At 59.7% G+C, this 19,578-nt stretch carries 19 protein-coding genes; 9 read left to right on the top strand and 10 right to left on the bottom strand.

Translation table 11 applies throughout. The features are described 5' to 3' along the window. Nucleotides 1-34: 34 nt before the first annotated feature. From B9Z40_RS04790 to B9Z40_RS04775, 4 genes are read left to right on the top strand one after another with little or no spacing between them, the layout of a single operon-like run. Nucleotides 35-1,006 (top strand): tripartite tricarboxylate transporter substrate binding protein, encoded by a 972-nt coding sequence (locus tag B9Z40_RS04790; protein WP_100172923.1) that lies wholly within the window; start codon nt 35-37, stop codon nt 1,004-1,006. Nucleotides 1,007-1,021: 15 nt separating this feature from the next. Then, a complete protein-coding gene (locus tag B9Z40_RS04785; RefSeq protein WP_100172126.1) occupies nt 1,022-1,810 on the top strand; it encodes a class II aldolase/adducin family protein in 789 nt (262 codons plus the stop codon). Nucleotides 1,811-1,844: 34 nt separating this feature from the next. Next, nucleotides 1,845-2,825 carry a tripartite tricarboxylate transporter substrate binding protein gene (locus B9Z40_RS04780; RefSeq protein WP_100172125.1) on the top strand — a complete coding sequence of 327 codons (981 nt, stop codon included), beginning with the start codon at nt 1,845-1,847 and terminating at the stop codon, nt 2,823-2,825. Between the two features lie 25 nt (nt 2,826-2,850). Continuing rightward, entirely contained in the window at nt 2,851-3,852 is a 1,002-nt protein-coding gene (locus B9Z40_RS04775; protein WP_233204786.1) for a D-2-hydroxyacid dehydrogenase, read from the top strand. Between the two features lie 16 nt (nt 3,853-3,868). Here B9Z40_RS04775 and B9Z40_RS04770 read toward each other — a convergent pair whose 3' ends face one another. After that, the gene (locus B9Z40_RS04770; RefSeq protein WP_100172123.1) at nt 3,869-4,345 is read right to left on the bottom strand and encodes a YqaA family protein; all 477 of its coding nucleotides are present in this window, start codon (nt 4,343-4,345) and stop codon (nt 3,869-3,871) included. 153 nt (nt 4,346-4,498) lie between these two features. On the opposite strand from B9Z40_RS04770, the gene dusB reads away from it, so the two are divergent. The 4 genes from dusB to B9Z40_RS04750 are packed head-to-tail and all read left to right on the top strand — an operon-like array spanning nt 4,499 to nt 8,628. Continuing rightward, on the top strand, nt 4,499-5,530 hold the full coding sequence (gene dusB, locus B9Z40_RS04765) for a tRNA dihydrouridine synthase DusB (RefSeq protein WP_100172122.1): 1,032 nt from the start codon (nt 4,499-4,501) through the stop codon (nt 5,528-5,530). Further along, nucleotides 5,527-5,766: a Fis family transcriptional regulator gene (locus tag B9Z40_RS04760; protein WP_100172922.1), complete on the top strand. Its 240-nt coding sequence runs from the start codon at nt 5,527-5,529 to the stop codon at nt 5,764-5,766. The genes dusB and B9Z40_RS04760 overlap by 4 nt, the downstream gene beginning before the upstream one ends. Before the next feature lie 20 nt (nt 5,767-5,786). Continuing rightward, a complete protein-coding gene (gene purH, locus B9Z40_RS04755; protein WP_100172121.1) occupies nt 5,787-7,373 on the top strand; it encodes a bifunctional phosphoribosylaminoimidazolecarboxamide formyltransferase/IMP cyclohydrolase in 1,587 nt (528 codons plus the stop codon). A gap of 10 nt (nt 7,374-7,383) precedes the next feature. Further along, nucleotides 7,384-8,628: a DEAD/DEAH box helicase gene (locus B9Z40_RS04750; protein WP_100172120.1), complete on the top strand. Its 1,245-nt coding sequence runs from the start codon at nt 7,384-7,386 to the stop codon at nt 8,626-8,628. On the opposite strand, the gene B9Z40_RS04745 is transcribed toward B9Z40_RS04750, so the two are convergent. The 5 genes from B9Z40_RS04745 to B9Z40_RS04725 form a co-directional block, all read right to left on the bottom strand. Beyond that, nucleotides 8,625-9,944 carry a TRAP transporter large permease subunit gene (locus B9Z40_RS04745; RefSeq protein ID WP_100172119.1) on the bottom strand — a complete coding sequence of 440 codons (1,320 nt, stop codon included), beginning with the start codon at nt 9,942-9,944 and terminating at the stop codon, nt 8,625-8,627. The genes B9Z40_RS04750 and B9Z40_RS04745 overlap by 4 nt on opposite strands. Nucleotides 9,945-9,987: 43 nt before the next feature. Next, nucleotides 9,988-10,515: a TRAP transporter small permease gene (locus tag B9Z40_RS04740; RefSeq protein WP_233204785.1), complete on the bottom strand. Its 528-nt coding sequence runs from the start codon at nt 10,513-10,515 to the stop codon at nt 9,988-9,990. Next, nucleotides 10,515-11,483, bottom strand: coding sequence for a TRAP transporter substrate-binding protein DctP (dctP, locus tag B9Z40_RS04735; RefSeq protein WP_100172118.1), 969 nt, complete (start codon nt 11,481-11,483; stop codon nt 10,515-10,517). Before dctP ends, B9Z40_RS04740 begins: the two co-directional genes overlap by 1 nt. A gap of 72 nt (nt 11,484-11,555) precedes the next feature. After that, nucleotides 11,556-13,100, bottom strand: a complete 1,545-nt coding sequence (locus B9Z40_RS04730) for an indolepyruvate oxidoreductase subunit beta family protein (protein ID WP_100172117.1) — start codon at nt 13,098-13,100, stop codon at nt 11,556-11,558. Continuing rightward, a complete protein-coding gene (locus B9Z40_RS04725; RefSeq protein WP_100172116.1) occupies nt 13,097-15,244 on the bottom strand; it encodes an indolepyruvate ferredoxin oxidoreductase subunit alpha in 2,148 nt (715 codons plus the stop codon). The genes B9Z40_RS04730 and B9Z40_RS04725 overlap by 4 nt, the downstream gene beginning before the upstream one ends. A gap of 162 nt (nt 15,245-15,406) precedes the next feature. On the opposite strand from B9Z40_RS04725, the gene B9Z40_RS04720 reads away from it, so the two are divergent. Beyond that, entirely contained in the window at nt 15,407-16,321 is a 915-nt protein-coding gene (locus B9Z40_RS04720) for a LysR family transcriptional regulator (protein ID WP_100172115.1), read from the top strand. Nucleotides 16,322-16,373: 52 nt separating this feature from the next. Here B9Z40_RS04720 and B9Z40_RS04715 read toward each other — a convergent pair whose 3' ends face one another. The 4 genes from B9Z40_RS04715 to hemL form a co-directional block, all read right to left on the bottom strand. Beyond that, nucleotides 16,374-16,712 carry a DUF6172 family protein gene (locus tag B9Z40_RS04715; protein ID WP_100172114.1) on the bottom strand — a complete coding sequence of 113 codons (339 nt, stop codon included), beginning with the start codon at nt 16,710-16,712 and terminating at the stop codon, nt 16,374-16,376. A 104-nt stretch (nt 16,713-16,816) separates the two neighbouring features. Next, complete coding sequence (locus B9Z40_RS04710) at nt 16,817-17,803, bottom strand: tripartite tricarboxylate transporter substrate binding protein (RefSeq protein ID WP_100172113.1); 987 nt, start codon at nt 17,801-17,803, stop codon at nt 16,817-16,819. Further along, nucleotides 17,800-18,264: a hypothetical protein gene (locus B9Z40_RS04705; protein ID WP_100172112.1), complete on the bottom strand. Its 465-nt coding sequence runs from the start codon at nt 18,262-18,264 to the stop codon at nt 17,800-17,802. The genes B9Z40_RS04710 and B9Z40_RS04705 overlap by 4 nt, the downstream gene beginning before the upstream one ends. 8 nt (nt 18,265-18,272) lie before the next feature. Continuing rightward, nucleotides 18,273-19,568 carry a glutamate-1-semialdehyde 2,1-aminomutase gene (gene hemL / locus B9Z40_RS04700; RefSeq protein WP_100172111.1) on the bottom strand — a complete coding sequence of 432 codons (1,296 nt, stop codon included), beginning with the start codon at nt 19,566-19,568 and terminating at the stop codon, nt 18,273-18,275. Nucleotides 19,569-19,578: the final 10 nt, after the last annotated feature.

Below are 19,578 nucleotides of genomic sequence, written 5' to 3'. Positions count from 1 at the left end.
TTCCCAAGACATTCCCATCAAAGGAGACAACACCATGAACAAAAGAAACCTGATTTCAGCATTCGTCTTGTCGTGCTTGGCCATGGCTGTGCAAGCCCAAGGTGCAGCCTATCCCATCAAGCCGATTCGCTTGGTGGTGGGTTTTGCACCAGGTGGTGCGGCCGACTATGTGGCCCGTGCCCTCAGCGATGCCATGGGCAAGTCCTTGGGTCAAACGGTCATTGTCGAAAACAAGGCCGGTGCCGGCTCCAGCATTGCGGCAGAAAACGTGGCCAAGGCAGCGCCAGATGGGTACAGCGTTTTGTTGGCCAGCCCCAGCAGCATCTCGGTCAACCCGGCACTCAACGCCAAGTTGAACTACACCCCGAAAGATTTGGTGCCGGTCACCAAAGTCACCGCTTCGCCTTTGGTCATTGCGGTCAATCCCTCACTGGGCATCAATTCGGTGCAAGATTTGATTGCGCGGGCCAAACAGTCACCCGGCAAGATCAACTACGCCACGTCGGGCAACGGCTCTGCACCCCATTTGGGTGCGGCCTTGTTCACCCAATTGACGGGTGTGGACATGGTGCACATCCCTTTTCGTGGGGGTTCGCCCGCCATCCAGTCGGTCATTGCCGGAGACACTCAAGTGACCTTTGGTACACCCCCATCGGTCTTGCCCATGATCCAGGCAGGTCGCTTGAAAGGTTTGGCCGTCAGCACCAAAAACAGCACGACATTGGTGCCCGGTTTGCCAGGCATGCAAGAGGCCAAACTGCCCGAATACGCCATTGAATTTTGGTATGGCCTCTTTGTGCCGGTGGGCACGCCGCCGGCTGTGATCAAAAAGATTTTTGACGCCACCCAATCGGCCATGGCACAACCGTCTGTGAAAGCCGCCTTGGCCCGAGAAGGCACCGACGTGGCTTTGTCCAACTCGCCAGAGAACTTCGCGGCCTTTTTGACCGAAGATGCCAAATTCTGGGTGAACCTGGTCAAGAGCGCAGGTGTCAAACTAGACTGACTTACAGGAGCTGTCATGCTTGAAAACGGATATTTGAAGATCGAGTCGATGCAAGCCCGCTGCACACCCGCAGAGTGGCAAGCGCGCGTGGACTTGGCGGCGTGTTACCGCTTGGTGGCGATCTATGGCATGTCGGACATGATGGCCAACCACATCTCTTCTCGTGTGCCGGGCGAAGATGGTGCTTTTCTCATCAATCCCTACGGCATGATGTACGAGGAAATCACAGCGTCCAGCTTGATCAAGATTGACCACGACGGCAACATCTTGTCCAAGCCCGATTTTGGCGATCTGAATTACGGCATCAACAAGGCCGGCTACGTGATTCACAGTGCGGTGCATGCGGCCCGACCCGAAGTCGATTGCGTCATCCACACGCACAGTTGGGCCTCGATGGCCGTGTCGTCACTTGAATGCGGCCTGTTACCCATCACCCAAACGGCCATGCGGTTTTTGAAGATCGGTTACCACGACTACCAAGGTGTGGTGCTCGATCTGACCGAGCAGGCCTCGCTGGTGCAAGACTTGGGGCAGGGCGAAGCCCTTATTTTGCGAAATCACGGCGTTTTGACGGTGGGGCGCAGTGTGGGTGAAGCCTTCAACTGGATGCACCGCTTGGAACTGGCGTGCCATGCCCAACTGGCGGCCATGGCTTGCAACACACCTCTCGTCAAGGTTGCGCCCGAAGTTTTGGAAGAGACCTGGAACAACTACCAGCCCAGCACCCGCAGGCCCTATGGCCTCATGGAGTGGCCAGCCTTGCTCCGTAAGCTGGACCGCATGGACCCCAGTTACAAAACCTGAACACATTGCTTCTTGTCTCTAACGAAAGACCCGTATGACGTCTTCTTCGCGTTGGTGGGTGGCCACCCTCTCGGCCATGGCCATGGCAATGGCCATGCCTTCTTGGGCGCAGGCGCAGGTGTACCCCCAAAAACCGGTCAAAGTGGTCGTGGCCTTCACGGCAGGCGGCACCACCGACATCTTGGCGCGGACCGTCACGCAGCAGTTGTCCGAAAAACTCAAGCAGCCTTTTGTCATCGACAACAAGCCTGGTGCGGGGGGCAACTTGGGCACCGAGCTGGTGGTCCGCTCTGCGCCGGATGGGTACACCTTGATTGTCAATTCTGTGGGGCCCATTGCGGTCAACCCCACCTTGTATGGCAAGCTGCCCTACAACCCCTTGACCGATCTGGTGCCGATTGTTCAGATTGCGGATGTGCCCAATGTCTTGGTCATCCACCCTTCGGTGCCCGCCAACACCATGGAAGAGCTGATCGCTTACGCCAAGGCCAATCCAGGCAAGCTCAACTACGGTTCAACCGGCATCGGCACCTCGTCCCATTTGTCCAGCTTCATGCTGTCCAAGCGGGTGGGTTTTGAGGCGACCCACATTCCCTACAAAGGTGCTGATGCCTTGAAGGATTTGTTGGCAGGCCGCATCCAGTTCATGTTTGCAACGATCCCATCGGTGATGCCACACATCGCGGCGGGCAAGCTCAAACCGATGGCGGTCAGCTCACTCAAGCGTTCGCGTTCCATGCCTGATGTGCCCACCGTGGTCGAAAAAGGCTTCCCTCAATTTGAGGCTGGATCGTGGTTTGGTTTTTTTGCGCCCAAGGGCACACCAGAAGTTGTGATCAGCATGGTGAACAAAGCCGTCAACGACATCTTGCAAGTGCCCGCCATCGAGCAGCAAATGATTGCCCAGGGCGCAGACCCTGCGGGCGGCACGCCAGCTCAGTTTGGCCAATTCGTTCAGCGTGAGCATGACAAGTGGCGCCTCATCGTGCGCGAGTCGGGTGCCAAAGCCGAGTGATGAAGTGCGCCGACAGGTCCAATCCATGAGCAGCCCCTTGCGAATCCTCATGTCCCGGCAGTCCATTGACCTCTTGGGGGCATCGGTCTCGGCTGCGATGGGGCAGTTTCCCTTTGAGTTGATCTCCTTAGAAGAAGCCGTGGCTGCGCAACGCACCGATGCCGATGTGGCCTTCATTTCGCGTGAGGTCACGGGCACCTCGACCAAGCACGAAATTCACCCCGCCTTGGAACAGGTCTACACACTGCTTCGCCAGTCTGCTGATTTGCAATGGGTGCACATCCATTCGGCCGGCGCCGATCGTCAGATTTACCTCGACCTTTTGGCCAGAGGCGTCCAGGTGTCCACCTCTTCCGGGGCCAATGCCCAAGTCGTGGCCACCGTGGCTTTGGCGGGTATCTTGGCGCTGGCCCGGCGTTTTCCGCAGCTTTGGGCTGAGCAGCGAGACCGGCAGTGGATCCCCATGATGGGTGAGCGCATGCCACGGGACTTGCCGGGGCAGACGGCGACCATTGTCGGCTGGGGCCCCATTGGACAAAAGCTGGGCAGTTTGCTGCAGGCCTTGGGCATGAACGTGCAGGCCGTGCGCCAGCAAGCGCATACCAAGACAGAGGCCGAAAGCGTTGCAATGGTCTCGTTTGAGGATTGGCAGCAGGTTTTGCCCAAAACAGATTGGCTGGTCTTGGCTTGCCCCTTGACCCTCAAAACCCGCCAATTGGTCAATGCCGGGGCCTTGGCTTTGCTGCCCCCCGGAGCCCATTTGGTGAACGTGGCGCGGGGTGAAGTGGTGGACGAACTGGCTTTGGTTGCGGCTTTGCAAAGTGGACGGCTGGGCGGCGCTTTTTTGGATGTTTTCGCCCACGAGCCTTTGCCCGTTGATTCACCTCTGTGGGCCATGCCGCAGGTCATGGTCACACCCCATGCAGCGGGTCACTCCGATGGCAATGAAACCAGAGTGGGGCAGATATTTTTGGACAATTTGCGCTGCTGGACGACAGGTTTGCCCTTGCGCAACAAGGTGGCCTGAGCTTTTGCTGGCCGCATCAAAACTGCCCCGGAAACACCCACAGCAGACTGGCCGTCATGACCACGTAGCGGCCAAACTTCCCGATGGCCATGTACATCGTGCACGGCCAAAATGGCATTTTTAACCAGCCTGCCACGGCACACAGAGGGTCGCCCACGCCAGGCAACCAACTGAGCAGGCAGGCCTTGGGGCCCAACTTTTCCAACCAGACCAAGGCGCGGTGGTGATGGCCCGATGCACCCCTGTGCTTGACCGCCTTGTGTGTACCCCAGCCCATACACCAGCTGAACATACCGCCCAATGTGTTGCCCGCGGTGGCCACCAAGACCGCTGGCCAAAACAACTCGGGGTTGAGTTTGACCAAACCAAACAGCACCGGTTCAGAGCCCATGGGCAGCAAGGTGGCTGAAATGAAGGCGACCACAAACACCGTGCTCAAGCCATGTTGCGGCAGCGCCAGCCATTGCAGCAGTTGATCCATCCAGATGTCCATCGAGCCAGTTTAGCGCCAGTCAGGCCGCAACCCTTTGGTGTCGCCCTGCAAGGGGTTTTGCCTAGCACAGTCCCAGCTGGTTTGCTGAATTATTAAGCAATTACAATCGTGCCTCCTCTACAGGCTCCCCCAAAAAAAGCGCTCTTCCCAGTCATGCAGATTGGCCCATACCTATTGCCCAACAATTTGTTTGTTGCCCCCATGGCGGGGGTGACGGATCGGCCTTTCCGTCAGTTGTGCAGGCAGTTTGGTGCGGGTTATGCCGTGAGCGAGATGGTGACCTCGCGTCCTGATTTGTGGGCCTCGCTCAAAACTTCGCGCCGTGCCAACCACGACGGTGAACCCGGCCCGATTGCGGTGCAAATTGCCGGCACTGAAGCCCAAATGATGGCCGACGCTGCCCGGTACAACATCGATCGGGGCGCACAGATCATTGACATCAACATGGGCTGCCCGGCCAAAAAAGTCTGCAACAAATGGGCCGGCTCGGCTTTGATGCAAGACGAACCGCTGGCGCTGGAGATCATCGGTGCTGTGGTTGAAGCGGCATTGCCCCACGGCGTGCCCGTCACACTCAAAATGCGCACTGGCTGGTGTGACGCTGAAAAGAACGCCCTGAACCTGGCCCGCGCCGCAGAAAGCGCCGGGGTGCAGATGGTCACCGTGCACGGCCGCACACGCGAGCAAGGTTACAAAGGCTTCGCCGAATACGACACCGTGGCAGCCGTCAAGGCGGCCCTGAACATCCCGGTGGTGGCCAATGGCGACATCGATTCGCCAGAGAAAGCCCGCGATGTGCTGAAGTTCACCGGAGCCGACGCCGTGATGGTGGGCCGCGCCGCGCAGGGCAGCCCCTGGATCTTTCGCGAGATGGGCCACTTTTTGGCGACGGGCGAACACTTGGCCGCGCCACTGGTGGCCGAGGTGCGCCGCGCCTTGCTGGAGCACCTGCAAGACCATTACAGCTTGTACGGCGAATACACCGGTGTGCGCTCCGCGCGCAAGCACATCGGCTGGTACGTGCGTGCACTGCCCGGTGGCGAAACTTTCCGTGAACACATGAACACCCTGGACACCGCGCAGCTGCAACTGGCGGCGGTGGCCGATTTCCTGGATGGCCTGGCCAACCAGATGGACCGCTTGCCCGTACAGCGTGCACAGCCGGTTTTGGAGACATGGCCATGAGCGAACCCCAATCGATAGAAAACTGCATCCGCAATAACCTGGAAACTTATTTCCGTGACCTGGACGGCACCGACCCGGCAGGCCTTTACGACATGTTGGTCAAGTTGGTCGAAAAACCCTTGCTGGACGTGGTGATGACCCAGTCGGGCCAAAACCAGTCGCGTGCTGCCGAATGGCTGGGCCTGAACCGCAACACCTTGCGCAAGAAGTTGCTTGAACATGATTTGCTGAAATGAATTTTGAAGAAAGTATCCCTATGAGAGCCCTGATTTCCGTCTCTGACAAAACCGGCATCGTCGACCTGGCGAAAGAACTGCATGCCTTGGGCGTGAGCCTGATCTCCACCGGTGGCACCGCGAAACTGCTTGCCGAACAAGGCCTGCCCGTGACCGAAGTGGCCGAAGTCACCCAGTTCCCTGAAATGCTGGACGGCCGCGTCAAGACCCTGCACCCCAAGGTGCACGGCGGCTTGCTGGCGCGTCGGGACACGCCCGAGCACATGGCGGCTTTGAAGGCACACAACATCGACACGATTGATCTGTTGATCGTCAACCTGTATCCGTTTGAAGCCACCGTGGCAAAGCCTGGTTGCACACTGGCTGACGCGATCGAGAACATCGACATTGGTGGCCCCGCCATGGTGCGCTCTGCCGCCAAGAACTGGAAAGACGTGGGCATCGTCACCGACGCCAGCCAATACGCGGACGTGATTGCCGAGTTGAAAACCAATGGCAAGCTGAGCGACAAACTGCGCTTTGCTTTGTCTGTGGCCGCGTTCAACCGCATCAGCCAATACGACGGCGCGATCAGCAACTACCTCTCAAGCGTGAACTTTGAAGCTGAAAAACTCAGCGAAGAATACGTGCCCGAGCGCGCCCAGTTCAGCGGTCAATTCAACGAGCAATATGTCAAAGTGCAAGACCTGCGCTACGGCGAAAACAGCCACCAGCAAGCCGCCTGGTATCGCGACTTGGCCCCAGAAGCTGGTTCGCTCGCCACTGGCGTGCAGTTGCAAGGCAAGGAACTGTCCTACAACAACATCGCCGACGCAGACGCTGCGTGGGAATGTGTGAAGAGCTTTGATACCACCGCTTGCGTGATCGTCAAACATGCCAACCCTTGCGGCGTCGCTGTGGGTGCAAACCCGCTCGAGGCCTATAGCAAAGCCTTCCAAACCGACCCCACCAGCGCGTTTGGCGGCATCATCGCCTTTAACCGCCCTGTGGACAAAGCTGCGGCTGAGGCCGTGAGCAAACAGTTTGTCGAAGTGTTGATGGCTCCTGACTTCAGTGCCGAAGCGCTGGAAGTGTTCAAGAGCAAAGTGAATGTGCGCTTGATGAAAATCGCCTTGCCCGCCAACTATGGCGACGTGCGCAACGCGCTCGAAACCAAGCGCGTGGGCTCAGGCCTGTTGCTGCAAAGCGCTGACAACCACGAGTTGGCTTTGGCCGATTTGAAAATCGTCACCGTCAAACAACCCACGCCAGAAGATTTGAACGACTTGTTGTTCGCGTGGAAAGTGGCCAAGTTCGTCAAGTCCAACGCCATCGTGTTCTGCAAAAACGGCATGACCATGGGCGTGGGCGCAGGCCAAATGAGCCGCTTGGATTCTGCCCGCATCGCCAGCATCAAGGCTGAAGCGGCCAAGCTCAGCCTGCAACACACCGTGGTCGCCAGCGACGCGTTCTTCCCCTTCCGCGACGGCCTCGACGTGGTGGTGGATGCAGGCGCAACCTGCGTGGCCCAGCCTGGTGGCTCGATGCGCGACCAAGAAGTCATCGACGCCGCCAACGAGCGCGGCGTAGCGATGGTGTTCACCGGTGTGCGTCACTTCCGTCATTGATAGGACTGTTTTGAACTTTGACCAACTCGGTTTGACCCCCGCGCTCTTGCGCGCTGTGGGTGACATGGGCTTGTACGCGCCCACCCCCATCCAGGCCGAGGCCATTCCGGCCGTCCTGAAATCGGCCGATGTGTGGGCCACTGCGCCCACCGGCTCGGGCAAGACGCTGGCCTTTGCGCTCCCTCTTTTGCAGCACTTGCTGGCCGCGCCGCGCCAGACCAATTTCCGCCGTCCTGTGCGTACGCTGGTGTTGGTGCCTACGCGCGAACTGGCGGTGCAAGTGGGTGATGTGCTGGCTAACCTCGCCTACAAGTTACCCCAGTCGCTCAAGGTGATCACCGTGTTTGGTGGCGTCTCGGTCAACCCCCAAATGATGGCGCTGCGTGGCGGTGCCGACATCGTGGTGGCCACACCCGGCCGCTTGCTCGACTTGATCGACCAAAACGCTGTGCGCCTGGCCGATGTGCAGCACCTGGTGCTGGACGAAGCCGACCGCTTGCTTGACTTGGGCTTTGCCGACGAGTTGCAACGCGTGCTGGCACTGCTGCCTGCTCAGCGCCAGACGCTGCTGTTTTCTGCCACGTTTGCGCCCGAGGTGGAAGCGCTGGCGGCCAAGTTGCTGAGCGATCCGGTGCGCATCACGGTAGAGGCCTTTGAAGGCCACAAACCCGACATCACCCAACGCGCCATCGCCGTCGACGAGAAAAGCCGAACCGCTTTGCTGCGCCACTTGATCAACGAAAACGGCTGGAAGCAGGTGCTGGTCTTTGTGGCCACCCGCTACGCCTGCGAGCATGTGGCGAACAAGCTCTACAAAGCAGGTGTTTTTGCTACGCCTTTCCATGGCGAGATGAGCCAAGGCGCACGCCAAGAAGTGCTCAGCGAATTCAAAGCCGGACGCTGGGATGTGGTGGTCACCACCGACTTGGCCTCACGCGGCATCGACATCGCCATGCTGCCCGTGGTGGTGAATTACGACCTGCCGCGCTCAGCCACCGATTACACCCACCGCATTGGCCGCACGGGCAGGGCGGGTGCGCATGGCGACGCGGTTAGCTTTGTGACCGCCGCTGCGCTCGCGCACTGGCAGCTTATCCAGAAGCGAGAAAGCTTGGAACTGCCTTTGGAGCAAGTGCCAGGCTTTGAGCAAACCGAAACACCGCCACCACCGTCGCCCGGCAATGGGGGCATCAAGGGTTCAAGGCCGAGCAAGAAGGATAAATTGCGGGCGGCCGTTGCAAAAGACGGGCCTTAAGCCATCCAGCCTGGCAACCAAGTGGCGATACCCGGCACCATGAACACGGCGGCCAGCAGCACCAAACTCATGACCACATAAGGCGTCACCGCCAAGAAGATGTGAGCCATGGTGACCGATGGGGGCGCGACGCCGCGCATGGTCATGAGCAGCAAACCGTGAGGGGGTAAGAGCAGCCCCAATTGCATGCAGATTAAAAACAGCACGCCAAACCAGACCGGGTCGATGCCCAAGGTGTTTACGATGGGCATGAAGATGGGCAAGGTGATCATCATCATGCTGACCTGGTCCACAAAGATGCCCAGAAAGATCAGCAGTAGCATCATGCCCATCAGAATCTGGTTGGCTGACAGGCCGTGGCCAGTGATGAATTGGACCAACCCAGAGCTGGCACCGGAAAAAGACAAAATCTGCGCGAAGGTGGTGGCGCCAAGGATGATGAACAAGATCATGCCGGAGATGCCTGCTGTGCCTTTGAGGGCTTTGATGACCGCCTCCCAACGCAGCACACGGTAAAGCGCGGCCAAGAACATGGTGGCAAACGCGCCCAGCGCGGCACATTCTGTCGGGGTGGCCCAGCCTGCGGCCAAGGCGCCTACCACCACGCCAAAAATCGACAGCGTGGGCAGAACATAAGCAAACAACAAATGCCAGCGCGCCCAGCCATGGTGCTGTTCGGCCTCGGTGTCGGCTGGGGCCAAGTGCGGACTTATGCGCACACGCACAATGATCCAAACCACAAAGGCCACTGACAACAAAATGCCTGGCACTACGCCGCCCAGCAGCAGCTTGGAAATGGAAATGCCCGAAAGTGAACCCAACAATACCGTGAGGGCCGAAGGAGGGATCAGCATGTCCACCGCGCCAATGGCCATGATGGGGCCTGTGGCGATGGTGGGGTGGTATCCGCGTGCCAGCATGACGGGCAGCATGAGCGAACCCAGCATGGCCGTGGTGGCAATGGTGGAGCCCGAGATGGCCGAGAACACCGTGCCCGCCACCACGGCGACCACTGCCAGGCGTCCCGGTACGCGCACGATGAGTCTCTCTACGCCTTCAATCACTTTGAGGGCCAGACCGGTGTGGAAAAGAATTTCCCCCATCAACACAAACAGCGGAATGGGCGTGAGCGCAAAGGCAGTGACCGAACTCACGCTGTTGCGCATCAGCTGCACCAAACCAGGCTCGCCGCCCATGTAAAGCATAGCCCCGATGATGTTGACGCCCAAAAAAGTCAGGGCTACGGGCATGCCCATGAACAGCAGCAAAGTCGAGCCGCCCAACATCAACCAGGCCGCTATTTGCCAACTGCTCATGTAAAGACTCCAGACGAGAAAATTAAAAACATTTGAAACCTGTTCAAGCTGCGCTCACGGCATCCTGTCGTGGACCGCGTACAGCGTGCAGCAGTCGGTGCATTCGAAACATCATCTCGATGGACAGCAGCACAAAGACAACAGGCAATGGGGCCATAGACCACCACTCGGGTGTGACCAAGGTCTTGATGCTCAGCGAGCCCGCTGCATAACTGGCCCAAGTGGCCTGCGCACCGTACCAGGCCAGTACCAAACAACACATCAGGCCGAGCACATCGCCCACCCATTCCAGCGCCCAGGCGGCGCGCGGTGGAATGGCCTGCAAAAAAATGTCCACCCGGATGTGCTGACCCTGGCGCAGCAACCAAGGAGCAACGCACATGGTGATCAAGTACAGCATCAGTTCAGACACCTCGTTGCTCCAGGATAACCCCAGCGGCATGCCCGGGATGGCCAGGTTGCGCAGTGCCACGTCGGCCACGATGATGAGCATCATGGCCAACAGCAGCAGGCAGCCAAACAGGGCCAGTGTGGACATCCACCGGCCAAACCGTTCGGACAGGGCGTTCATCATTTCGAGAACAAAGACTTGAAGCGCGCAGCCACTTCAGGGCTTTGTTTGGATGCACCGGCCCAGCCAATGTCGTAAGCCTTGTCCCGAAATGCCTTGCTGGTGGCCGCATCAAAGCTGATGGTTTGAATGCCGGCTTTAGCCTGACGGGCGATTTCTTCTGCTGAATACTTTGCCCAGAAGGTGTTTTCTGCTTCCAGGGCCAGCAACTGCTTTTGCAGGTAGTTGCGCTGCGCATCGGTGAGTTTTTTGTAGGCGGGCAGGTTCATGATTAGCGAGACTTCGGCGTCGTAGAAGCCCGGGTCGATGCGGAACTTGGTTTTTTCATGCCAGTTGAAGTCAAAAATGCCGCCAATGGGCCAGCCATAACCATCCACCACACCGCGCTCCAAGGCTGTGTAGACCTCGCCCGGCGGTGTGGTGATCACGTTGGCGTTCAGGGCCTGAAAGAAGTCGCGGTACACAGGCGTGATGCGGATTTTTTGACCCGCCAGGTCGGGCTTGTCGACTTTCTTGTTTGTGTAGATGTGGAAGGGCTGGTTCTCCACCATGCGCGCCAGGTACTGCATGTTGCCTTTTTCATTCCAGACCTTGTTGATGGCATCGAACGCTCCGTTTTTGCGCTGCTCGGCCACCGGAATCTGGGTCAGCTTCAGAAAGTCGGCTTCGGGCATGACGTTGGTGTAGAAAGCGCCCGTGTTCAAGGCCATGTCGACCACGCCGGTCTTGACCGCGTTGCCCAGCTCAAACGAAGGAATGGCGCGTGGCCCGCCGATGAAGTTGATTTGTAAAACTCCTTTGCCTTCAGCATTGACCTTGTTGATCCAAGGCTGTAGCCGCTGAACATAGATACCGTTTTCGGCAAAGCCGCTGATCAAGCGCAAAGTGACTTCTTGCGCCAAGGTGGCCGAACTGGCGCCGAGTGCCAGAACCAGTGCTGTGGCCTGGGTGAGTAAACGTCTTTTCATGGGCTAGTCTCCTTTTGGGTTGCGGGTCTGTGGGGAATTTGAAGGGTAGTCGTATATGCCACTGTGTGGGCGTCACCCAGGTGCCAGTTGCTGCACGGCCTGATCAAGCGCCTTGCCACTGTCGTCGGCCAAGGCTGCTTTAAGCAAAGCGCTCAGCCGATTGGCCGCATCTGGCAGTTGCTGCAGGCGAGGCAAAGTGGTCATGAGTTTTTCAAAATGCCGCCAGCCTCGAGCATGGGTGTCGCCATAACCTTTGACCAGTTGCTGGCCGCGCAGCACCTCCAAGGCCAGGTCCGCGTGTCCAGGCAACAGGTTCATGGCGTTCGCCCACCAGGCTTCGATGCGTTGTTGCTCTATTTGGTAGCGCAAGGACACCGGACGAATCCGGCGCAGGCTGGCCACACCGTACAGCAGCAAAAATCCGCGCAGGGAGCTGGTTTGCACCACGCGGCCTTTTTGTGTGAAACGGCCGACCACGGCGCGGGCAGTCTTGGAGCCTAGCAACCAGCGGCCCAAGCCCGCAGGCAGGGTGTCGGCAATTTCTTCCAAGCGCGGGTGCATGAACTCGTGGATGTCGATCAACTGTTTCTCGCTCAGGCTCACTTCCTGGCTGACGCGTGCAAAACGTGAGCGGCGGGTTTTTAAATCGGCCACACGCACCGTGTCCTCGTAAGACATCCACAGGGCCAAGTGCCGAGCGCCTTCGCGCAGGATCTCGTCGGCCAAAGCCGCTGCCAGCGAAGCCGACACCAAGGCTTGTGCCATGTCCTGCAAACGCCTCGCATACAGGGCGGCGTAAGCCACATCCTGGTAATCGGCCAGACGCGTCAAACCCGAGGCGATGACCTCGTGCGACGCGGGGGCGAACGCGCCTTCCAGACTTTGCGCCAGGTCCTGCAACTTGGGGCCGACTTGGCGGTGCAAAGGCAAAGCCACAGGGGTGGCATCGGCCACGCTGTACGTGCCCGGCTGCAGCACCTGCATGGCCGCATCAAAGCCAGCGGCAAAAGCCTTCAGGCTGGTTTTGACGCCCACGCCACTGCGCTCAATGGTGGCTTCGAATTGCGCCCTTGAAAACGGAAGGCGCTGGCTTGCCGCCAGCGCGCCATACAAAGCGGGCGCAATCAAGCTGCCGGTTTGTTCGGCCAGTTGGGCAAAGTCGGCGCTGATGAATTGCCGTGCGGCGGCTTGCGCCCCCATCAACAGTTTGGCTTCGTCTACACGCCCATCGCCCATGGCGGTGCGCTCGGTCATGGAATAGACGCGGTGAGAGGACGCGATGAAGGTGGTTTTGTGGGGGTCCACCAGCCCGCGTTGCAGGGCGCGACCAGCCTCCATCAATTCTGACGCCAGCACGATGTCGACTTCACCCGGAAACGGGCTCAGCGCCATCACGGGCATTTGCCCTGAAGGCGATGCCGATTGCGGGTACATCTCGATGTAATAGATGGTGGCGCCGGTGCGCTGCGCCACGCCAGGCACCGAGGTGGTCTGGGCCCAGTGGCCGTTCTGTTCAGCCAGGTCGACCAGCCAGTCCGCCAGCACGCCGCCGCCTTCGCCGCCCATGGCCAAAATGGCCAGGCTGATGATGCTTGGGGTTGGGGCGTTGTCGGTCATGCGGCAATGCCCTCCAGGCGACGTTCAATGCGGTTTTGCAGCCAGCCAATCACACGTTCGCGCAGGCCTTGTTTGAAGCGGTCCCAAGCGTTCGGGTTGTTGATGATCTCAGCCCGGTAAAACGACGGGCAAAGCTTCGCAGCGTGCGCGACCTCGCCGCACAAACCGCAGCCCACACAGCTGTCGGCCACGGCCGCTACCGGGTCCTGGCGCAGCGGGTCGGGGTTGGGTTTGATGCTGAGCGAGGGGCAGCCCGACAAGCGAATGCAGGAGTGGTCGCCGGTGCAGGTGTCGGGGTCGATGCCAAAGCGCTCGCGCACCACGCGCTCACCTTTTTGGATGCGCTGGCGAATCAGTGGTTTGACGCGGCGCTGGCGGTTGAGCATGCATTCACTTTGCGCCACGATGACCTTGGGGCCTTGTTGTTTCGTGGTCAGGGCGTCACGCAAGGCCTGGCGCATTTGGTCCAGGCTGTAGGTGTTGGTGACCGTCTTGACCCATTCCACGCCCACGCCGCGCACGGCTTTTTCAATCGGGTTGTTGGTGTTGCGGATCGGGTTGATGGCCTTGGACGACAGCACGTCCTGCCCGCCCGTGGCGGCCGAGTAACCGTTGTCCACCACCAGCAGCAAGTTGTCGGACTGGTTGAACACCGCATTGCCCACGCCGCTGGTCAGGCCGTTGTGCCAGAAACCACCGTCGCCCATGATCGATACGGTGCGTTTGCTGGTCTCGCTGGTGTTAAAGGCCGAAGCGCCCGCCCAGCCCAGGCCATAGCCCATGGTGGTGGCACCAATGTTGAAGGGCGGCAGGATCGAAAACAAGTGGCAGCCGATGTCACAACTCACATGGTGTTGGCCCAGCTCTTTCTCGATCATTTTGATGGCCGTGAAGATGGGCCGTTCGGGGCAACCGGTACAAAACGAGGGTGGGCGAGGGTGCACCTGGGCCACTGCTTCGCTGATCGCCAGTTGGTTGCTCGCATGCACGGCGGGCACCGTTGCTGGCAGCAGGTGCGCCGCGTATTGCGCGATGAACGCCCGGATGCCTTTCAGCAACACCCCGCCGGTGTATTCGCCGCCCATGGGCAGTACGTCTTTGCCGTGGATTTGGGTGTTCAAACCCGCTTTGTGCAAGATGCTGTGGATGTTTTGCTCAATGAAGTCGGGCTGGCCTTCTTCCACCACCAGCAAGCCGCGCTTGCCTGTGCAAAAGCGTTTGAATTCATCGTCGACCAGGGGGTAGGTGATGTTCAGCACATACAACGGAACATCGGTCTTCCCGAAGTCATCGGCCAGGCCCAGCAACTGCAGTGCACGCACCACGCCGTTGTACAGGCCGCCTTGCATGACGATGCCAAAGTCTTGCGCGTCTTCAGAAAAGAATTCGTTGAGCTGGTGTTCCTGAATGAACTTGACTGCAGCGGGCCAGCGCGTGTGGGTTTTTTCTTGCTCGTGCAGGTAACTGGCGGGCGGCAGCACGATGCGGTTGACATCGCGCTTGGGGTTTTCGATGGCGTCTTTGAGCGTGAAGCTGGGCCGCACGTTGTCGCGTGTGGGAAAGCGGCCATGCACATGGCAGGCACGGATGCGCAACTCCAGCATCACCGGCGTGTTGCTGGCCTCGGACAGCTCAAAACCTTTTTCCACTGCATGCACGATGCTGGGCAGGTTGGGGCGCGGGTCGATCAGCCAGACCTGCGACTTCATGGCAAAAGCGTGTGAGCGCTCTTGCATGATGCTCGAGCCTTCGCCATAGTCCTCGCCCACGATCAACATGGCGCCGCCCGTGACCCCGCCCGACGCCAAGTTAGCCAGCGCGTCAGACGCCACATTGGTGCCCACCGTGGATTTGAAAGTGACCGCGCCGCGCAGGGGGTAGTTGACCGAGGCGGCCAAGGTGGCGGCTGCCGTGGCCTCTGAGGCGCTGTGCTCGAAATGCACCCCCAACTCTTGCAGGATGTCGTTGGCGTCGGTCAGCACGTCCATCAGGTGTGAGATCGGCGCACCTTGGTAGCCCGCCACATACGATACGCCCGACTGCAGCAAGGCTTTGGTGACGGCCAGAATGCCTTCGCCGTGGAACTCGTCGCCATCGCCCAAGCGAAGTTTCTGGACCTCTTGCACAAACGAGCGTTCAGCCATGCCCAAAACCTTTCATGGGGGCATGCCCCGTGGTGTTGCCAAATTTAATGAAGCCAATTTAGGCCAGCCGAGGCCTTGCTGCAAATGGATTCTTCCAATGCGCTACATTGACGTTGTGAATAATTGGTAACAACCCTTATTCATGTGAACCATGGGCAAAACATGAATTTCCGACAACTCGACTTGAACCTTTTACGCGTGTTGGTGGCCATCCACCGCACCCGATCTGTCACGGCCGCAGGCAAGGCGCTGGCCTTGTCGCAGCCCGCCACCAGCAATGCGCTGGCGCGTCTGCGTGAATTTTTTGGCGATGACTTGTTTGTGCGCTCACCCGTCGGGCTGCAGCCCACCCGCTTGTGTGAGCAGCTTGCACCCGCCATGCAGTCTCAGTTGCTTGCAATGGAAAGTCTGGTGCTCAACCACCAGCCGTTTGAAGCTTTGAGTAGCCAGCGCCATTGGCGACTGTCTTTGTCTGATTTGGGCGAAATCCTGTTTTTGCCGGGTCTGGCGGCCGCCTTGCGCAGTGAATCGCCTCAGGCTTCTTTGTCCAATATTTCAGTGGATGCCGCCCAGGTGGCCTCGGCGTTGGAGGCGCGTGACATCGACATTGCGATTGGCATCTTGAAGCCACAGCACCGGGGCATTCGCTCCCAGTTGCTGTTCAAGGAACGTTACATGGCCATTTCATCGCAAGATTGGTCACCCACACCCCGTGGACGGGGCAATACGCTGAGCCTGGCGCAGTTGGCGCAAGCCCGGTTTGTCGTGGTGTCGCCCACGGCCACGTTTCACGGTAGCGTTGAAAAAATGCTAACAGCCATGAAACTGCAAGACCGCATTCTGGTCAGGCCCAGGCACTTTGGGGCCATTGCCGTGCTGGCGCAGAGCACCGATTTGCTGTGCATCGTGCCCGAGATGTACGCCCGCGACCTCAGCCAGCGCTTGCAGCTGCAAATGTGGACGATTGAAGATGCGCCTGTCTATGAGGTGAATCTGGTCTGGCACGCCAGCACCGACCAAGAGGCCGATCAGCAATGGATGAGGGGGGCGGTCAAGCGGCTGTTCAGCAGGGCTTGAGGTTCAAACGGCGGCCAGCCATGGCTAGCTGGCGGGGTGGGTGGTCTAGGCTTCAGTGAGGTTCAGACAGGTCGTCGCCCATGTCTGGACCGCCCTCGTCCAAATGGTTGCGCAGCACGCGCACACCGTGCTTGCTCAAAATCTCCACGTACACGGCGGTGGCCCCGGTTTTAGCAGCAGCGTCCACCGCTTCGATCACACCGCTCACGCGCACCACTTCGGCGGTATCGGCGGTCAGGCCCACTTTGCAGTCAAAGTCCCAAAAGTCCACGCCCTTGGGCACGTCGCGGTTGCGCTCGCGCTTGAAGTATTTGCGGATCTCGTGTTTAACAGCTTCAAGCACACGGTCGGGGTGCTTGCCTTCGGCTTGCAGGGGAAAATTCTTTTTCATGGTTTGTCCAGGAGAGAGGCAAGCGCCCGGTCCGGACGTGAATGCAAGGGCGGATTATCGCTGGTTTGGGGGCGTGGCCTGAAAGGCATCATGGCCTCAAGGTGTCAATCTGCCTGTATTTTGGCATCGCGCACGATGCTGCCCATGTGCTTGTATTCGCTGCTCACGGCTTTGGCGAAGTCAGCCATTGAGGCGGGAGCTGCCACGCATTCGGCCGCCAGCAATCGCTCGCGCAAGGCGGGCAGGGCCAGCACCGCGTTGATCTGCCCATTGAGTTTTTCAACGATGGCGCTGGGCACGCCCGCCGGGGCAAAAATGCCAAAACGCGAGCTGAAGTTGGCCGAAGCCAAACCCAGCTCCGCCAGCGTGGGCACGCCAGGCAACGCGTCCAGCCTGGCTGCAGCGCCCACGGCCAGGGCGCGCAAACGGCCTTCTTTGATGTGCTGCAGCACCACGCCCGAGGCGTTGGTCGAGAGCACTTCAAACTGCCCACTGAGGGCATCGGTGATTTGTTGACCGCCGCCTTTGTAGGGCACATGGGTGATGTGCACCTGCGCGCTGCTGCGGATGTTCTCCAGCATCAAGTGGCCCAGCGAGCCCGAGCCCGAAGTCGCCCAGCGCAAGGCATCGGGTTGCTGTTTGGCGCGAGCCAAGAGGGCCTTGAAGTCGCCTTGGGCCAGGGCCGGTGTGGCCGCGATCAGAACAGGCGAGTACATCACGCTGGCCACAGGCGTGAGGTCTTTCGTGGCGTCGTAAGGCAAGTTGCCCAAGTGGGGGCTGAGTGTGAGAGGCGACAAGGCCGTGAACACCAGGGTGTGGCCGTCGGGCGCGGATTTGGCAACCAAATTGACCGCGAGCGAACCGCCTGCCCCCGCGCGGTTGTCGACTAGCACGGGCACGCCCAGCCGCGTGCTAAGTTGCTCGGCCAGGGCGCGTGCCACCATGTCGCTCACACCGCCAGGCGGGTAAGCGACGATCAGCTTGATGGGCTTGGCGGGCCAGGAAGGGCTTTGCGCCCATGATGGCCAAACCGCGCTGCCCATGATGGCCGCTAGCCCTGCGCGACGACTCAGCCCGTGTGTCTGTGTCATGGCAGTCTGAATTTGAGCTGAAAGCTCAACGCGCCATAAAGCCGGTCTTTGAGTGGCGGCACCAAGGCCACATTCAGGCCCCAATGGCCGCTTTCTAAGCTGGCGGTCGGGATGACGGCCGGAAACCAGCCGCCGTTGAACGCCTTGGGGTAGCCATTAAAAACCCCACCCACCACGCCGAGCTTGACCGGGCCCAAATGCCAGGGCTGGTAATAGGCCCCGACGTAGCTGGAATGGGCGCTGTCGCTGTTGATGAAGCGCCCGGCGGTGACGCTCCAGGCGTCATCCAGCTTGTATTCAAAGCCCAGCCCTGGGTTGGCATTGCGCAAACCTTTGTTGGTGTCAAAGTGCGCCGAGTAAAACCCGGCGTTGACCCAAAGGCGGCTGGCATCGAAGTCGGCGCGGGCAGGCGAGCTCAGGCTGGCCATGACCCCACACAGCGCACAAACCAAGTGTTTCATGGGCTGGATCAAAGTGTTTTGAACACGTCGCCTGCCACGCGCACGGTCTCGGCAATGTCGGCTTCGGTGTGCGCAGCGCTGACAAAACCGGCCTCGTACAAAGCAGGTGCGATGTACACACCGCCGTCTAGCAGGCCGTGGAACAACTTGTTGAACTTGGGGCTGTCGCTGGTCATGACCTGGGCGTAGTTTTGCGCCAACTCGGGCAGCAAGAAGAAACCAAACATGCCGCCTTGGCAGTCAGCGCTGAAAGGCACGCCAGCTTGAGCGGCAGCGCCTTTGAGGCCATCGACCAGGCTTTGGGTGCGGGCGCTCAGCGCTTCAAAAAAGCCGGGTTTGGCGATCTCGCGCAAGGTGGTCAGGCCACAGGCCGTGGCCACCGGGTTGCCACTCAGCGTGCCCGCTTGGTAGACCGGGCCGGTCGGCGCGAGCTGACGCATGATTTCCCGTGGTCCGCCAAAGGCTGCGAGGGGCATTCCGCCGCCAATCACTTTGCCCAATACCGTCATGTCGGGTTTGAAGCCGGGGATCAATTGGGCATAAACGCTTTGTGCGGAACCGAGGGCGACACGGAAACCCGACATGACTTCGTCAAACACCAGCAGCGCGCCGTATTCGCTGCACAGCTCGCGGCAGCGTTTCATGAAGGGCACGCTGGCGCGTACAAAGTTCATGTTGCCTGCAATCGGCTCGATCATCACGCAGGCCAGTTCCTTGCCGTGCAGGGCAAAGGCTTCTTCGAGTGCAGCGATGTTGTTGTACTCCAGTACCAGGGTGTCGCGAACCACTTCGGGCGGCACGCCTGCGCTGGTGGGGTTGCCAAAGGTGGCCAGACCAGAACCTGCCTTGACCAGCAGCGCATCGGCGTGGCCGTGGTAGCAGCCTTCAAACTTGATGAACTTGCTGCGACCTGTGGCGCCGCGAGCCAAGCGCAGGGCGCTCATGCCCGCTTCGGTGCCCGAGCTGACCAAGCGCACCATTTCCATCGAGGGGACGTGTTTGAGGATTTCTTCGGCCAGTTCGATCTCGCGTTCGGTGGGGGCACCAAACGAGAAACCATCCAGCGCTGCTTTCTGCACAGCCTCGAGCACGGCGGGGTGGCCGTGGCCCAGGATCATGGGGCCCCAAGAGCCGATGTAGTCGATGTATTTTTGGCCGTTGGCGTCCCAGAAGTAAGCGCCTTGGGCGCGTTGAACAAAGCGGGGTGTGCCGCCCACGGCGCGAAAGGCGCGCACGGGTGAGTTGACGCCACCGGGGATCACTTGGGCAGCGCGGTCAAAAAGGGCTTGGTTGCGGTCGGTCATGGGTTTGTCT

It is taken from the genome of Limnohabitans sp. 15K (genome assembly GCF_002778285.1).
Classification (GTDB): Bacteria; Pseudomonadota; Gammaproteobacteria; order Burkholderiales; family Burkholderiaceae_C; genus Limnohabitans_A.
The sequence above is the reverse complement of the archived record's forward strand: the minus strand, read 5'-3'. Positions and strand labels throughout refer to the sequence as shown.

Bases quoted from the DNA above. Each gene is read 5' to 3' on its own strand.
- B9Z40_RS04780 (WP_100172125.1), top strand. From the start codon at position 1,845: ATGACGTCTTCTTCGCGTTGGTGGGTGGCCACCCTCTCGGCCATGGCC.
- B9Z40_RS04705 (WP_100172112.1), bottom strand. From the start codon at position 18,264: ATGAAACACTTGGTTTGTGCGCTGTGTGGGGTCATGGCCAGCCTGAGC.
- B9Z40_RS04730 (WP_100172117.1), bottom strand. From the start codon at position 13,100: ATGACCGACAACGCCCCAACCCCAAGCATCATCAGCCTGGCCATTTTG.
- B9Z40_RS04745 (WP_100172119.1), bottom strand. From the start codon at position 9,944: ATGAGCAGTTGGCAAATAGCGGCCTGGTTGATGTTGGGCGGCTCGACT.
- B9Z40_RS04775 (WP_233204786.1), top strand. From the start codon at position 2,851: ATGAGCAGCCCCTTGCGAATCCTCATGTCCCGGCAGTCCATTGACCTC.
- hemL (WP_100172111.1), bottom strand. From the start codon at position 19,568: ATGACCGACCGCAACCAAGCCCTTTTTGACCGCGCTGCCCAAGTGATC.
- B9Z40_RS04725 (WP_100172116.1), bottom strand. From the start codon at position 15,244: ATGGCTGAACGCTCGTTTGTGCAAGAGGTCCAGAAACTTCGCTTGGGC.
- B9Z40_RS04790 (WP_100172923.1), top strand. From the start codon at position 35: ATGAACAAAAGAAACCTGATTTCAGCATTCGTCTTGTCGTGCTTGGCC.
- B9Z40_RS04760 (WP_100172922.1), top strand. From the start codon at position 5,527: ATGAGCGAACCCCAATCGATAGAAAACTGCATCCGCAATAACCTGGAA.
- B9Z40_RS04715 (WP_100172114.1), bottom strand. From the start codon at position 16,712: ATGAAAAAGAATTTTCCCCTGCAAGCCGAAGGCAAGCACCCCGACCGT.
- B9Z40_RS04720 (WP_100172115.1), top strand. From the start codon at position 15,407: ATGAATTTCCGACAACTCGACTTGAACCTTTTACGCGTGTTGGTGGCC.
- B9Z40_RS04770 (WP_100172123.1), bottom strand. From the start codon at position 4,345: ATGGACATCTGGATGGATCAACTGCTGCAATGGCTGGCGCTGCCGCAA.
- B9Z40_RS04740 (WP_233204785.1), bottom strand. From the start codon at position 10,515: ATGAACGCCCTGTCCGAACGGTTTGGCCGGTGGATGTCCACACTGGCC.
- dctP (WP_100172118.1), bottom strand. From the start codon at position 11,483: ATGAAAAGACGTTTACTCACCCAGGCCACAGCACTGGTTCTGGCACTC.
- B9Z40_RS04710 (WP_100172113.1), bottom strand. From the start codon at position 17,803: ATGACACAGACACACGGGCTGAGTCGTCGCGCAGGGCTAGCGGCCATC.
- B9Z40_RS04785 (WP_100172126.1), top strand. From the start codon at position 1,022: ATGCTTGAAAACGGATATTTGAAGATCGAGTCGATGCAAGCCCGCTGC.
- purH (WP_100172121.1), top strand. From the start codon at position 5,787: ATGAGAGCCCTGATTTCCGTCTCTGACAAAACCGGCATCGTCGACCTG.
- dusB (WP_100172122.1), top strand. From the start codon at position 4,499: ATGCAGATTGGCCCATACCTATTGCCCAACAATTTGTTTGTTGCCCCC.